This is a genomic window from Nostoc sp. (assembly GCF_036917415.1).
Lineage (GTDB): Bacteria > Cyanobacteriota > Cyanobacteriia > Cyanobacteriales > Nostocaceae > Nostoc.
The window spans coordinates 15,103-31,419 of the sequence record NZ_JBALDJ010000028.1 but is presented as its reverse complement, the minus strand read 5'-3'; the positions used below and the strand labels follow the sequence as shown (position 1 = coordinate 31,419).

General features: G+C 38.2%; 10 protein-coding genes. 7 read left to right on the top strand and 3 right to left on the bottom strand.

What is annotated here, in order from left to right; translation table 11 throughout:
• Positions 1–14 precede the first annotated feature (14 nt).
• A complete protein-coding gene (locus V7K41_RS05265; protein WP_334846156.1) occupies positions 15–152 on the top strand; it encodes a hypothetical protein in 138 nt (45 codons plus the stop codon).
• A 169-nt stretch (positions 153–321) separates the two neighbouring features.
• Here V7K41_RS05265 and lipA read toward each other — a convergent pair whose 3' ends face one another.
• Entirely contained in the window at positions 322–1,275 is a 954-nt protein-coding gene (lipA, locus tag V7K41_RS05260; protein WP_334846275.1) for a lipoyl synthase, read from the bottom strand.
• A gap of 234 nt (positions 1,276–1,509) precedes the next feature.
• Here lipA and V7K41_RS05255 point away from each other — a divergent pair, with 234 nt between their 5' ends.
• Together V7K41_RS05255 and V7K41_RS05250 are read left to right on the top strand one after the other, a co-directional pair.
• Positions 1,510–2,130: a response regulator gene (locus V7K41_RS05255; RefSeq protein WP_334846154.1), complete on the top strand. Its 621-nt coding sequence runs from the start codon at positions 1,510–1,512 to the stop codon at positions 2,128–2,130.
• A gap of 388 nt (positions 2,131–2,518) precedes the next feature.
• On the top strand, positions 2,519–8,194 hold the full coding sequence (locus V7K41_RS05250; protein WP_334846152.1) for an ATP-binding sensor histidine kinase: 5,676 nt from the start codon (positions 2,519–2,521) through the stop codon (positions 8,192–8,194).
• Positions 8,195–8,293: 99 nt separating this feature from the next.
• Here the strand turns inward: V7K41_RS05250 and V7K41_RS05245 are convergent, their stop codons facing one another.
• Together V7K41_RS05245 and V7K41_RS05240 are read right to left on the bottom strand one after the other, a co-directional pair.
• Positions 8,294–9,685 (bottom strand): cytochrome P450, encoded by a 1,392-nt coding sequence (locus tag V7K41_RS05245; RefSeq protein ID WP_334846274.1) that lies wholly within the window; start codon positions 9,683–9,685, stop codon positions 8,294–8,296.
• Between the two features lie 257 nt (positions 9,686–9,942).
• Positions 9,943–10,977, bottom strand: a complete 1,035-nt coding sequence (locus tag V7K41_RS05240) for a terpene synthase family protein (protein WP_334846151.1) — start codon at positions 10,975–10,977, stop codon at positions 9,943–9,945.
• A gap of 657 nt (positions 10,978–11,634) precedes the next feature.
• On the opposite strand from V7K41_RS05240, the gene V7K41_RS05235 reads away from it, so the two are divergent.
• The 4 genes from V7K41_RS05235 to V7K41_RS05220 all read left to right on the top strand — a co-directional run bounded on the left by V7K41_RS05235 (position 11,635) and on the right by V7K41_RS05220 (position 16,286).
• Entirely contained in the window at positions 11,635–12,954 is a 1,320-nt protein-coding gene (locus tag V7K41_RS05235) for a hybrid sensor histidine kinase/response regulator (protein WP_334846149.1), read from the top strand.
• A 42-nt stretch (positions 12,955–12,996) separates the two neighbouring features.
• The gene (locus V7K41_RS05230; protein ID WP_334846147.1) at positions 12,997–14,148 is read left to right on the top strand and encodes an FIST signal transduction protein; all 1,152 of its coding nucleotides are present in this window, start codon (positions 12,997–12,999) and stop codon (positions 14,146–14,148) included.
• A gap of 6 nt (positions 14,149–14,154) precedes the next feature.
• A complete protein-coding gene (locus V7K41_RS05225; protein WP_334846146.1) occupies positions 14,155–15,198 on the top strand; it encodes a sensor histidine kinase in 1,044 nt (347 codons plus the stop codon).
• A 545-nt stretch (positions 15,199–15,743) separates the two neighbouring features.
• Positions 15,744–16,286: a methanogen output domain 1-containing protein gene (locus tag V7K41_RS05220; RefSeq protein WP_334846144.1), complete on the top strand. Its 543-nt coding sequence runs from the start codon at positions 15,744–15,746 to the stop codon at positions 16,284–16,286.
• Positions 16,287–16,317 lie beyond the last annotated feature (31 nt).

The following is a 16,317-nucleotide window of genomic DNA, read 5'->3' as shown; positions in this document are numbered from 1 at the left end:
ATGCGATTCTCCTAATGTCAGGACTTTTTAAGAAATACCAAACTGGTGTACCAAATATTCAAATTCTTCAAGAATATTTGTGTGAAGTTAGAAATTGGGCATTGGGCATTGGGCATTGGGCAAAACAGTTCCGAGTTTCGAGTGCTGAGTAAAGAAGTGAGATTCCCCACTCAGCACTCAGCACTCAGCACTCAGCACTCCTGAAGGGCATTGGGCATGAAGAAGAGACAAGGGAGAGACTTGTTCAATAATTCCCCCTTGTCCCCCTTGTCCCCTTGTCTCCCTCATCCTCCCCTGCTCCCCCTGCTCCCCCTGCTCCCCCTACTTCCCCTGCCCCTGCTCCCCCTGCTTTCCCTGCTCCTCACTGCCTACTCCCTCCTCTCCAGCATGATAGGAACTGCGAACCAGAGGCCCAGAACGAACATGGTTGAATCCCATTTCCCATGCTAATCTGCCGAGTTGATCGAATTCCTCTGGAGTCCAATATTTTTGGACTGGCAAATGTTCTAGAGAAGGACGCATATACTGCCCAATAGTCAAGCGATCGCACCCCACAGTCCTTAAATCAGCCATTGCTTCAATGACTTCATCAAGTGTTTCTCCGTGTCCCAGCATCAAACCTGATTTGGTGGGAATTGTTGAATCGATTTCTTTAACCATAGCCAGCACCAAAAGCGAGCGATCGTACTTGGCTCCCCGGCGCACTGGACCAGTTAACCGTTGCACTGTCTCGATATTGTGATTTAAACAAGCTGGTTTGGCTTTGACAATCATCGCTATCCGCTGGCGTTGACCTAACTCCCCAACACCAGCACCACCCCAAAAATCTGGGGTCAGCACTTCTATTTGAGTCTCTGGGTTCAATTGGCGGATAGTCGTGATCGTCTTCACAAAATGTCCTGCCCCCCGATCGGGCAAGTCATCACGGGCTACAGAAGTCAGCACCACATAACGCAATCCCAAAAGCTGCACCGCCTGTGCTACCTTTTGAGGTTCATCTAAATCAAGAGGCATCGGTGCATGACCTTTATCTACTTGACAAAAAGCACAAGAGCGTGTACAGGTAGGCCCCATTAGTAAGAAAGTTGCAGTTTTTTGGGCATAGCACTCTCCCCGGTTGGGACAGCGCCCTTCTTCGCAAATTGTGTGAATTTGGCGCTGCTTAATAATGCGTTGTACGGTAGAGATTTCACTGGCTTTGCCAATCGGGCGACGTAGCCAGCTAGGCATTGCCGTAATTTCAGACTTTAGGTCGGCTTGTTGTGACGAAATCATAGACATCCAAGCAAGATGCGGATATAGATGTAGTGGTCTGTCGATTAAATATCACCATGACACAAATTGAAAAGAGCGCGAGCAAAAGTTTTGCAAAACACTTCTAACAATGTCATTTATACCGAAATATACTATCCCCCAATTGCTAGAAATTATGTATATAGTGGGAGGATTCTCAAGGACAATCGGCAAAGCCGCTATTTACACTTATAGTTTCTGTTAGAGCAAACAGTCGTGGCAAGCAACAAGATTTTAGTTATCGATGACACTACGGTTGTCAGGGTAAAAGTACGAGAAATGTTGCCTCCAGGCAATTTTGAGGTACTGGAAGCAAAAGACGGTGTGGAAGGACTAAATTTCATCCTTCAGGAAAAACTCAGCCTGATTATGCTGGATTTCCTGTTGCCTAAAATGAGTGGCTGGGAAGTTTTTCAGCAAGTTCAAGCCCACCCAGAATTAAGAAAAATTCCTTTAGTGATCATGTCAGGTCGCAAGGAAGAGGTGACTGAGAAAATCACAGAACCATTTGAATATTTTGAATTTTTGGGCAAGCCTTTTGATCAGAAACAACTAATTGGCGCGATTAAGTTAGCTATGGCTAAGGCGAAACAGCCACGCCCAGAACTAGTCGCAGTCGGAGCAGCGGTTGCTGTCAAAAATGGCACAGTAGCAACCTCTAGTGTCACCAATGGTACGGTAGTAGCCCCTAGCGTTGCAACCCCCAGTACTGGAGGAGTCTCCGAGGCAGAAATTAATGCATTGAATGAGAAAATTGTGAAAATGCAAGCAGAAATTGATGGTTTGAAGAAACAGCTAACTCAGGTTGTGACTTTTATTAAACAAAAAATCAAGTAGTATTTGTGCTCGTTATTATTATCGCAGCCAAAAATACACCATCTATACTGGTGTCCGATTAAAAGCGGATAAAAATAGTTAGTTCAAAAACACTTATGTTGACAAATCATCATTATTTAGTGAGGTACAGCTTTACCTTAGCCCGCTAAAGCTGTACTTTATCTTTCCTGTTCGTAAGTTCAAAGAGGGGTTGTGGTTGAAGTTTTGATATCTACTTAACTTGATGAGAAAACGCTACAGCTCAAAATTCAGATATTTAGTAATAAAAATATATTAAAAGTCATATTTTCTAATACAAATTAAACAAAAAAATCCTATTTCATGATAAGGATAGTCTTTGCGCGGGAATAATAAGCCATAGAAACAATAATTATGAGCATAGACCGCAATGTTAGTAGTATTGGATACATTATATTCGTTTCTTGGCTATCGCATTACTGAACAAATCTACTCAGGTAGTAAAACCCTGGTTTATCGGGGTATTAGAGAAGAAGACCGAAAATCAGTCGTTCTCAAATTGATGCGGAATGAATATCCTACCTTTGCGGAAATAGCTCAGTTCCGAAATCAATATATCATCACCAAAAACCTTGATCTTCCTGGCATAGTAAAAACCTATAGTTTAGAAAATTACCGTAACAGCTATGTCTTAGTGATGGAAGATTTTGGCGGTATTTCCCTCCAAAACTGGCGAATAGAGAACAAGGGAAAAAAGGAAAACTGGCTTTCCCTGAACGAGTTTTTCCACATTGCGATTAAAATTGCTTCTACCCTGGAAAGACTGCATCGCGATCGCATCATTCACAAGGACATCAAGCCTGCCAACATCCTCATAAACCCTAGCACAAATGAAATCAAACTCATCGACTTTAGTATTGCCACCCTTCTGCCAAGAGAAATTCAATTTCTCACGAATCCCAACATTTTAGAAGGTACTCTGGCTTACATTTCCCCAGAACAAACCGGAAGGATGAACCGAGGTATTGACTACCGCACTGATTTTTATTCCCTCGGTGTCACCTTCTTTCAGCTCCTCACCGGACAGTTACCCTTCACCAGCAAAGATCCGACAGAGTTAGTTTATTCACACATTGCCAAACAACCGCTAAGAGCCAGTCGGATTAACTCCAATATTGTGCCAATTTTGTCTGACATTATCAGCAAACTGATGGCAAAAAATGCCGAAGACCGCTATCAGAGTGCTTTGGGGTTAAAGCATGACTTGGAGACGTGCCAAAGCCAATGGCAAGAAACAGGAAATATTGCACCCTTTGAACTCGGTGTGAGAGACATCTCAGACCGTTTCATAATCCCCGAAAAACTCTACGGTCGCCAAAGTGAAGTTGAAACCCTACTCGCTGCTTTTAAGCGTGTAACAGAAGGGGCAACAGAAATGATGTTAGTCGCAGGTTTCTCTGGCATTGGCAAAACTGCCGCGATCAATGAAGTCCACAAACCTATTGTGCGGCAGCGTAGTTACTTCATTAAAGGCAAATTTGACCAGTTTCAACGTGACATTCCTTTGTCAGGATTAGTGCAAGCCTTTCGAGACTTAATCGGGCAACTGCTCTCAGAAACTGATGCCAAAATTCAACAATGGAAAGTCAAAATTCTGCGGGAATTGGGTACACAAACTCAGGTGATTATTGATGTCATTCCTGAACTCGAACAGATTATTGGTAAGCAACCTCCAGTTACTGAACTCTCTGGCAGTGCTGCCCAAAATCGTTTCAATTTATTGTTTCAAAAATTTATCCAAATCTTCACAACTAAAGAACATCCCCTGGTTATCTTTCTTGATGACTTGCAATGGGCAGATACGGCTTCCTTGAAATTAATTCAGTTATTAATGTGTGAAAGCATATTGTCTTCTTTTTCAGAAGAGACAGAACAGATGCGTGAAACCAAAGGAGGTTTCTTATTAGTTGGTTCCTATCGAGATAATGAAGTTTCCAAGGCACATCCGCTTTCTTTGACACTACAGGAGATTCAAAAAACAGGAGCAATAATTAATACAATTACTTTAGCACCTCTAAATCAGGGTGATTTAAATCATCTAATTGCTGATACACTTCATTGTTCTGAATTAGTTGCTGTTTCTCTCACCCAGATGGTGTTTGCTAAAACTAAAGGCAACCCCTTCTTTTCTGTTCAATTTCTTAAATCTTTACATGAGGATGGGCTAATTGTATTAAATTTTGATGCTGGTCATTGGCAGTATGATATTTCCAAAATCAAAGATTTAGCTCTCACAGATGATGTAGTAGAATTTATCGCCCTGCAAATAGAAAAATTGCCAATATATACCCAAAAAGTTTTGAAACTAGCTGCCTGTATTGGGAATCAATTTGACTTAAAAACTCTGGCGATCGTGAATGAAAAATCTGTAGTAGATACAGCATCAGACTTGTGGCAAGCATTACTTGATGGGCTAGTTTTACCACAGACTGAAAATTACAACATTTTTTCAAAAGATAATACTAATCAAGAATTCATTGTTTATGGAATAGAATCTACACAATTTTCAAATTCTAATTTACAGCTACCTAAGTATAAATTTGTCCATGACCGAGTGCAGCAAGCCGCTTATTCTTTAATTCCTGAAGAACAAAAAAAGCCAATTCACTTAAAAATCGGGCTACTTTTATTGAACAATATTCCTATTGTAGAACAGGAAGAAAAGATTTTTGAGCTTGTCAATCAGTTTAATATCGCAGTAGAATTCATCTCCCCTCAAGCTAAACGAGATGAACTGGCCCAGATGAATCTAATTGCTGGACGTAAAGCTTTAGCATCAACAGCTTATCTTGCTGCTGTTAAGTATTTAACTATCGGCATCCAACTGCTGGCAAGTGATAGTTGGGAGACTAAATATCAACTAATCCTAGCTTTGTATGAGACAGCAGCAGAGGCAGCGTATCTAGCTGGCGACTTTAGGCAAATGGAGCAATTAGTAGAGGTAGTGTTGGCGCGAGCGAAAACACTGCTGGAGAAAGTAAAAGTTTATGAAGTCAAAATTAAAGCTTATGGAGCGCAGAACCAAGCACTAGAATCTGTCAGGACTGCACTAAGTGTTCTAAAATTGTTGGAAATTGAGTTGCCTGAAAATCCCAGCCAGTCAGATATTCAGCTAGCGATCGCTGAATTAACATCAAATTTAAATGGAAAGCGGATTGAGGATTTAATTAGTCTGCCAGAAATGACGGCAGAACAAACATTGGTAGTTATGCGGATTCTATCGAATGCGCTTTTTTTCGCCTATGCAGTTACTCCTGAACTTTTTTCATTGATTGTTCTTAAACAAATCAACTTATCGCTCAAATATGGCAATGCCCCCTTGTCCGCCTTTGCATACGTTCTTTACGGAATAATTCTCTGTAGCGAGGGAGATATTCAGTCTGGCTATGATTTTGGCAAACTGGCTTTAAGTTTGGTGGCTAAGTACAATGCTAAAGAAGTTGAAGCAAAAGTTATGGAGGTATTTCATGCAGGTATCCGCCATTGGAAGGAGCATCCTAAGGAAACATTAAATCCTGTACTGGAGGCTTACTCTCTGGCGATGGAAACAGGAGATTTAGAATTTGCAGCCTTAGCTCTTCAGTTTTATTCCTTCTGTTGTTATTCTATTGGTAGAGAACTGACAGGGCTGGAACGCGAGATAGCAAACTACAGCAATGCCCTGAAGCAAATCAAGCAAGAAAGAGCGTTTAACTGGAATTGCATCTATCAACAAAGTGTCTTAAATTTACTGGGGTTTGTAGAAGATCCTTGTCGTTTAATTGGTGAAGCCTATGATGAGGAGAAAATGTTGCCGCTTCACTTGGAAGCCAAGGATGGAATCGGACTTTTATATCTATATCTCCAGAAACTACATTTATGCTACTTGTTTCAGCAGTTCCCTCAAGCAGCTGAAAATGCCACCCTAGCTGAAAAGTATTTAGATAGTGGTACAGGACAACTAGTTGTTCCTGTTTTCTATTTTTACGATTCTCTAGCCAAACTGGCGGTGTACACTGATGCACCTGATTCAGAGCAAAAGCGTATTCTCGATCGGGTGCAAGCTAATCAGGAAAAGATGCAATATTGGGCATATCATGCCCCAATGAATAATTGGCATAAATTTTATTTGGTAGAAGCAGAAAGGCATCGAGTTGAAGGGAAATATTTTGAAGCAATGGAAGAATACGACCGTGCTATTTCCCTAGCTCAAGAACATGACTACAATAATGAAGTAGCTTTAGCTCAGGAACTTGCAGCTAAATTTTATCTAAAATGGGGCAAGCAGAAAATTGCCCAAACCTACTTAGTTGATGCCTACTATGGATATGTTAATTGGGGAGCAAAAGCGAAAGTTGACGATTTGGCAAAACGCTATCCCCAATTACTCACTCCTATATCCCAGCAACAAAAACTGAGTATCCCTGCTAGTGAAGAAAGTGCTTCTTTCAATAGCATATCTATATCATCTTTATCTACCCTAAGTAATCAACAAACTGTTATTGGCTCGAAGACAAGTATTTCTGATTCTCTGGATTTAGCCGCATTCATTAAAGCATCTCAAGCACTTTCTGGGGAAATCGAGCTTGAGCGACTACTTTCTACTTTAATGGAAGTTGTTATGGAGAATGCAGGAGCTTCTAAATGCGCTTTAATTTTGAGTGAAGGTGACAACTTAGCATTAACTGTCACAGCAGTTTGTTCAAATTCAAATTTTGAGCATACCTACACTGAGTTTCCATCAACTTGCCTTGAATCAAGCTACGATGTTCCCATTACTTTGATTAACTATGTTAAACGCTCTAGAGAAATCTTGGTTATTGATGATCCAATAGCTGTTTCTTTTTTAGCAGGTGATGGTTATATAATTAGTGAAAAGCCTAAGAGCTTATTGTCTATACCACTTCTAAATCAAGGTAAATTGATTGGGATTCTTTACCTAGAAAATCGTCTGACAACAGGAGCATTTACACGCGATCGCGTAGAAGTCCTCAAACTCCTCACCACTCAAGCTGCAATATCCCTAGAGAATGCTATTCTTTATAAAAATTTGGCACAAGCTAAAGAAAGCTTGGAAGAATACAACCATACTCTAGAGGGAAAAGTTCAGGAAAGAACCCAAGAACTCAACGACAAAAATCACTGTTTACAGCAAGCTATACAAGAATTACAACGTACTCAAATCCAATTGATTCAAAGTGAAAAAATGTCTTCTTTGGGACAAATGGTGGCGGGAATTGCTCATGAAATAAATAACCCTATTAACTTTATTCATGGCAATATTAATCATGCTAGTGAGTATGTCCAAGAATTGCTGGATTTGATAGTTATTTATCAGCAAGAATATCCCCATCCTTCCCCTTTAGTTGAAGACAAATCTGAGGAGATTGACATAGATTTTTTATCAGAAGACTTGCCCAAGATTCTAGATTCAATGAAAATGGGGAGTTCGCGTATCCGAAATATTGTTTTGGGCTTACGCAATTTTTCTCGCCTAGATGAAGCTGAAATGAAGCCTGTAGATGTTCATGAGGGAATAGACAATACCTTAATGATTTTGCAGCACCGACTGAAACCAAATAGCAATTTACTAGAAATTGAAGTCATCAAAAAATATGGAAAATTACCGGAAGTTATTTGTTACCCTGGTCAACTAAATCAGGTATTTATGAATATCTTGAGTAATGCAATTGATGCTTTAGAAGAGTCCTTTCTCATAGATCGTCCATTATTAGTAAACGATCGAGAAGAATTAACAAATGACATAGATACGTCACCGACTTCTCATCGTGTAGGACAAATTCACATTTTTACTGAACTAACAGATTCCAATACAGCGATAATTCGGATTACTGATAACGGTTCTGGCATGACAAAAGCTGTGCAGCAGAAAATATTTGACCCATTTTTTACCACCAAGTCAGTAGGAAGTGGTACGGGTTTAGGGTTGTCGATTAGCTACCAGATTGTCGTGGACAAACACAAAGGTAGTTTAACCTGTGATTCTACACCAGAAAAAGGGACTGAGTTTACTATTGAGATACCAATGCAACAGTTAGAGGGCTAGATGAGTAATTGATCCAAGTCCAAATCTAAGAGTACTAAAAACGCAGTTTTTGTGAAAAGCTGCGTTTAGAATATTCATTAAAATCGCTCTGACAGATTACTAAAAGACGGGTGTAGTTGTCATATTCACTTGAGGCTCTTCACGCACATATCGTCCTGTAACTACCATCTTCACCCCATTAGCAGGTGCAAGTGCAAAACCTCGACGTTGAGGATGCTCTGGCCGCTTACCAGCTAGAGCAAGTTGATAGCCTGACAGTACTTTTGCTAATACTAGCTTTATTTCAAACATAGCCAAAGCTTCACCCATACAGCGACGAACTCCACCACCAAAGGGCAAGAATTCATAGGCAGAAAATTCGTGTTCTATAAACCGTTCTGGTTTAAATTGCTGAGGCTGGGGATATAAATCCTCACGCTGATGAGTTAGATAAATACTGGGAACCAGTAACGTTCCAGAAGCTAAAGGATGTCCTAGTAGTTCACAGGGTTCTTGGACTATCCTGGGGAACGCGAACATTGCGATCGGGTGAATTCGCAAAGTTTCATTACAAACAGCTGTGAGATAAGGTAGTTGGAAAATGCTCATGGGATCTGGGGAATCACCGAGAGAATCAAGTTCTTGAAGCAATTTCTCTCGGACTTTCGGTAAATGATGAATCCAATACAATCCCCAAGCCAGTGCTGTTGCCACTGTTTCATGTCCTGCTACCATCAGTGTCATCAAATCATCACGCAACTCTTGATCTGTCATCGGATTACCCGCTTCATCCCGCGCTAACATCAGCAAGGATAAAATATCGATGCGATCTGGATTTGGTTCTTCCCGGCGTTGGGCAATTTCAGCGTAAAGCAATTCATAAATTTGTTGCCGTTGACGTAGAAACCATCCCCAAGGACTCCAAGCTCCTAAATCTTGTTGCAGGAAGGGGAAAAAAAGGAAGCTAGAAGTAAAGGGTGAGCTAAAGAGATCGAGAAGCAACGCCATTAAACGCTTGATTTGGTCGTAACGTGCTCCCTTATGCAAGCCAAAGATAGCTTGTAAAATGATTTGCAAAGAAATTTCCTGCATTGCAGTACGAGCTAAGAAGGGCTGATTTAGTGGTAACTGACTAAAGACTTGTTCGGTGAGATTAGAAATCAAAGAACCGTAGGCTCGCATTCTGTCGCCATGAAAGGAAGGCATTGTGAGTTGTCGCCGCCGTTTATGGCGTTCACCGTTCAGCATGAGGAGTGAATATTCCCCGGCTAAGGGTTCAAATATTCTGTTCACTTTACCAACGAATAGAAACTTCTTCCGATCATTAGTGAAAATTTCCTTAATTGCTTGAGGATGGTTCACGAAAACCACAGTCTCCCCAAAACCAATTACCTCAGCAGTAAAAATGTCAGGATATTGCTGAACTGCATTTTCCATAAAACTAACGGGGTCTGCAACCCACTGGATTTTCTGGATTAAAGAGGGAGTTTTTAGTGGATTAGGTAGTTGCATTTGATTTTTCATACTGAAATTGCGTTATAGCAGGGGGCAGGAGGCAGGAGGCAGGAGGTAAAAACATTACTCTTCCTGACATTCACGCTTGTCATTATGTCCTAACCTATATGACTACGGCTACACTTTTGTATTGTTAGTTATGGAGTAATATTGATTAACTTTGAAGCAGTAAAATTCTAGATGCTCCTAACCACCCTTTATAAAAATCGTTGGGAGCATCGTGAAAAATATTCGCTGAGATAGTATAGTTTTCCTTATGATGGTAGTAAAACTTTCATGTTTGAAAGTAGTTGCATATTGCTTTGAGATTTATCCAGATCCAACGTTTCTACTAACTCCAGCCTTTCTATAGTTTGATAGCGATCGGAATTAAAGTACCAATCGAGATTGCCGCGTATCCAGGCATACATTCCTGATATATACTTTGCAAGTTCAGCATCTACTTCTTCTCCAAAAGATGGCAGACATGCTTCTAATTCGAGCAGTTCTCGTACTTCTCGATCGTGGATGTCGACTGCACACTTAATCGCTATTTCTAGAGGTAGTTGCTGTTGATAGTGCAATACTAATACTAGATTGTGAACATCACCACTTGCCATTTCTCTAGAGTAGGAGAAGATATCATTACACCAGGCAAGAATATTAATTGTCTTCTCCTTGAGTTTTTTGAAAATCTTGTGCTGTCGTAAAATATCAGGAATCAGCAATTGATTGCAAAATTCAATCAATACGACAGTAAGATCCCCAGCCGAACTTAAGTTCCGTATTCTGATATAAGTATCAATATCCGGTATAATTTCCTGTGCGCGGTTACTTGCTTCCTGTACACATCCAGCGAAGTATTCCTCAAAGCTAAAAACAAAATGATGAAACCATTCTATGTTTCCTATCTGAAGCATCCGTTGTCGTAGGTCACTTAAAGCATAGCTAAGGTGTATATCGTTGCTTGTAAGTTCTGCTCCATTTAGTACTTCAATAAATCTTTGGTGAAAAAGCTTGAGTGCTTCAGGTTGTTGGCCTAAATCTGACATATCACATTGGTCATCCCAAATAAATAGCCAACTGAACAAATCACTGGCAATCTTGATTTTTTCTAGATCGCAGTAAGGATAAGCACCTGCTACTAGCTTAAAAAAATTTGACTTGATGAAACGTCGGTAAACTGATTGATTTGCCAGTAGGTTAAAACGAGTTACCCATTCTAGAGCATATTCTTCTAAAACATCAACATGCTTATTGATATGGGATGAAAATGGGCAATATAAATCAGAGGAAAGTAGTTCCTTCATAAAAATATATTAGTTAGAAGTAACGAACATTAATTACAGGAGAACAAAATCAAGAGACTCAAAGAGAGCCTATGACAATTTTTTGAAAAAACTCAGATCGCTAGAACACAATATGTTATACAGTGTGTAAATTATATTTACGTCACTGTAGTGGTGTGTAAATCTATATAAGTGTTTTCAAACTTAACTAATATTATTGAATGTAAAAGAAAAAACTAACCGTAATTTTCTGTAACTATATTTTTTATAAATTTTGATAAAAAATATAGTTAATTTTATAAATATTCATGATAAATACTGTTGACTAACTGAAAAGATTAACTTAGGGTATCAAAAATATTATTCTTAGTTAGCGCTAATTTTCTAAAAAACAAGAGTAATAATAAGTAATTTTCTAGCGATCGCCTTTATAAAAGAGGATTTTAAACTTTGGTGAAAATTAAAATTGGTGATTGATGTCCATTAGCGATCGCCCCAGCCCAAAGTTGTAGGCAATTTAGTGTGAAAATGTTGCTGTTATCAGAGTTTTTGGGAACTATAGGGTTGTCAGACGAGAAATTTGCAGTCAGTCTGCCAATAAAGTAGAGGTGACTTAGCTGCGATCGCAGGGCAAATAGGGAATAACTAACAATGAATAAATAAAATTAATTTAAATATATGAATGAAAAACCAGATATGAAAATTCTTTATACCCCAGAAGATAGTTTAATCCTAGTGGTAGATGATACTACTACTAATTTAGAAATTGTCTTTAATACATTAACTAATGTAGGCTTTAAAGTTATCACAGAAAATGATGGAGAAAGAGCACTTAAGCAGGTTGAGTTTCAACTTCCTGATTTAATTTTATTAGATGTTATGATGCCAGGAATAGATGGATTTGAAACTTGTAAAAGACTGAAAGAGAATTCAGCTACTTGTGATATTCCCGTAATTTTTATGACAGCCAATTCTGATACTCATAGTAAGGTAAAGGGTCTAAACATAGGAGCAGTTGATTACATCACAAAACCCTTTCATGAAGAAGAATTATTAGCTAGAATTAAAACCCATCTTCAATTACGAAATCTCACAAAAACTTTAGAAAAACGAGTTTTAGAAAGGACATCAGCATTATCTAGGGCATTAAAAGACCTACAAGAGTCTCAACTTCAGCTTGTACAGACAGAAAAAATGTCTGCCCTTGGTCAATTAGTAGCAGGAGTTGCTCATGAAATTAATAATCCAGTTGGTTTCATTCATGGCAATCTTGGACACGCTTCAGTATATTTCCAAGACATAATTAAAATTATTGACCTCTATCAGCAGCACTATCCTAATCCAGTTCCAGAAATTCAAGAGGAAATTGCAGCGATAGATTTGAAGTATATACTTGCCGATCTACCTAATTTAATTTGCTCAATGAAAGAAGGAGTTCAGCGCATTCGCAACATTAGTACCAGCTTGAGAACCTTTTCTCGAGCAGATAGCGATCGCAAAGTTTATTGCAATATTCATGATGGCATAGATAGTACAATTATGATTCTCAAACACCGTTTAAAAGCATCCGAAGCTCGACCCGATATTCAAGTAATTAGAGATTACAATATCTTGCCAGAATTAGAATGTTTTATCGGACAACTAAATCAGGTATTTATGAATTTATTAGCTAATGCTATTGATGCTTTAGAGGAGTCTAATGTAGGACTTACCTATATGGAGATTGAAGCAAATCCTAATCAAATTTTGATTCAAACTACTCTCACTGAAGATAAAAATTATATCTTGATTAGGATTAAAGATAATGGCATAGGAATGTCGGCTAATGTCCAACAAAAAATCTTTGACTATTTATTCACCACCAAGCCTGTGGGTCAAGGTACAGGATTAGGGTTATCAATTGCCCGTCAAATTGTTGTCGAAAAACATGGAGGAACTCTAGAGGTAAATTCATCAATAGGGCAAGGTTCAGAGTTTATCATTAAACTTCCCATTTAATAATTATACTAAGTTAAGTTGATCAACATAATAAGTAAATTTATGTTCAAGGCAGTAGTAGGTCACAGTAACGATCCAGATTCTTTAGCAGCAGTTGAAGAAGTTCTTCAACAATGTGTCAGTTCTCTTGCAGAAGATATACCAAAAGCTGGGATTATTTTTGCTGCAATTGACTTCGATCATTCTCTCATTTTGCAGCAAATCGATCGGGCTTTTCCGGGGATTGAGTTGATTGGTGGAACAACAGATGGAGAAATTTCTTCAGTCTTAGAGTTTCAGCAAGATTCAATCACTTTGATGTTGTTTTGTTCAGACGAAGTTGAAATTCATGCAGGGGTTGGACGCAAAGTTTCAGACGATCCAATTACTGCAACTAAACAAGCTGTGGAGCAAGCCAAAGCAAAAAGTACCACACCTCCAAAGCTATGCTTAACTCATCCAGAGAGCCTCACAACTAGTGGTGTCTCTATATTGAATGGCTTAAAGCTAGCTCTTGGTCAATATGTGCCAATATTCGGTGGTTTGGCAGGCGATCAATCAAGATATCAAAGTACATATCAATTTTTTCAAACAGAAGTATTAAGTGATTCTGTACCAATTCTGCTTTTTTCCGGCACAATATTGTTTTCCCATGCTGTTGCAAGTGGTTGGCATCCTATTGGTCAAACAAGCAAAGTGACTAAAGTAGATAAAAACATAGTCTATGAAATAGATGGTAAACCTGCTTTAGATTTTTATCATCATTATTTAGGTTTGCTTCCTCCTTCAATTGAATATCCACTAGCAGTCTTTGATGAGAATGAAGACAATTTTTATATAAGAGCACCTATTGCTTACAATCAAGAATTTAATAGCATAACCTTTTTTGGAGATATTCCAGATCGAGCAATTATTCAAATTTCCGAAGCAGGTTATGAAGATATTTTGGCAGCTTCCAAAGCATCATTTATGAATGCTTTAGATAATTATCCTGGTACAGAACCAAGTGCTGTTTTATTTTTTTCATGTGTAGCTCGTCGGCAAATACTTGGTACTAGGGCACAAGAAGAGTATCAGAATACGAAACTTTGTCTGACTGACTATTTACCTGCCTGTGGATTTTATTCTTATGGAGAAATTGCTCCTATAGATGGAATTAGCCAGACGCAATTCCATAATGAAACTTTTGTAACTTTAATTTTGGGAAATCAGTAAAAGTTAATGGAAATATTAGATTATCAACAAGAAATTAAAGAATTAAAAAAAGCCAATAGAATTATCCAAAAGAAATTAGAGCGCTCTGAATCTGACCGGATAAAACTTGAAGAAACAAATCGAAAAAAAGAATGTTTGCTCAGGAGAGTAATTGATGAATTAAAGGAATATCAAAATAAGTTAGAAGAAAGAAGCCATGAGCTAGAAATAATGCTTCTTAATCTTCAGATAATGGAGAATAAGATGTCTACTTTGGGAAGCATGGTAGCAGATGTAGCTCATGAAATTAACAACCCAGTTGGCTTTATTGCAGGTAATCTGACTCCGGCTAAAGAGTATATTGATAATTTATTACATCTAATTAACCTCTATCAGCAGACCTATCCCAAAACATCTCAGCAAATTCAAGAAACAATCGAAATGATTGACCTAGAATACGTGCGCGAGGATCTACCTAAACTCATTTCTTCAATGAGAGAAGGTACAGATCGTATTTCCAATATTAGCCACAGCCTACGAACTTTCTCTAGAACAGATACAGAACAAAAAACTCTGTTTAATATTCATGAAGGTATTAACAGTACTCTCCTCATTCTCAAACACCGTTTACAAGCGAATAAGATTCGTCCTGCTATTCAAGTAGTTCAATATTACGAAGAATTTCCCCTAGTAGAATGCTTTCCAGGACAATTGAATCAGGTATTTATGAATCTTTTGGCAAATGCCATTGATGCTTTAGATGAGTCTACTGCTGGACTTAATTTTAATGATATTAAGCTAAATCCCAATCAAATTACAATTCATACTGCCCTCACTGAAGATAAAAATCATATCTCGATTCGGATTCAAGATAATGGGGTGGGAATATCGGCTGATGTTCAGCAAAAAATGTTCGATCATTTATTCACAACAAAACCTGTGGGAAAAGGAACAGGATTAGGATTATCAATTGCTTATCAAATAATTGTCCAAAAACATAAAGGAACTCTAGAAGTAAATTCTGTATTAGGAAAAGGTTCTGAGTTTATAATCACTATACCTATTTATTAAAATAGCAAAAATATGAATTGCGTAAACTATTTAAAAATTAAATATTCAATATATTAGCAAATTACAGTAACAAAATTATTCATAATTTCTACCTTGTAATTAATTACGTTTTCAAACCAACAAAGTTGATTTATAGAAAATAGAAAATTTGTATACTGGTTGCGAACAAATATACTTCTGCGCGGTTTGATAATAAAATATGTTTAATGTTAACAATATTTTCCCCCAGAAGATTCTCGCAACCCAAGCTCACTACTCATGGTAAAAACACTTAATATTTTGCTAGCTAACCTTTTTAAAACTCGATCTCATTCCCTACTTTTAAGGAGGGTTAGAAAGGATAATGGAGACGTAATTTAGAAGAGACTATGCAAAACCGTAAACTGTCACAATGATAAGGCTCAGAATTTGTTATGGACATTTTTTTCATTAGAACCAAAAGCAAACATTAAATTCTCAGAATAAAAAGATTAAGTAGTTACTTTAGAGGCATTTTGGGGAACTCTATATATAACTGTACTTCCAAGATTGTATCTTCAAAATTTATGATCGATGCACCTAAGCACTCAATAGCTACGCTTAATCTTTCTTTGGAACGCGATATATTTTTACGTACACTAATCAGAGAATTATCTGGTACTTTGCAGGATGTAGTTGGTTTAGAAGAAGCTTCGGGATTTATTAGCGTTGTTGGTGAAAGGATGGGAAGGCAGATTAACCAAGATTATAAATCTGCCCTGGAAATCTCTAACCTTTCTCGTAAGCAGGTAGCTGATGTCTTGATTGATTTAAAAAAACGAATCCAGGGCGATTTTTATATTATTGAGCAGAATGATGAAAAAATTGTCTTTGGCAACCGTGTTTGCCCATTTGGCGACAAAGTACTTAATCGCCCTGCCATGTGCATGATGACTTCAAACGTTTTTGGAACGATCGCAGCTAATAATCTAGGATATGCGAAAGTAGAATTGCAAGAGACGATAGCACAAGGTTATTCTGGATGTAAAGTTATTGTTTACTTAAAACTTACAGAAGAGGCAGAAGATGCAGAAGGTCGAGAATACTTTAGGGGACTAGAATCTGTGTAAATCCTTCACGATAAAACAAAATAACTCCAGA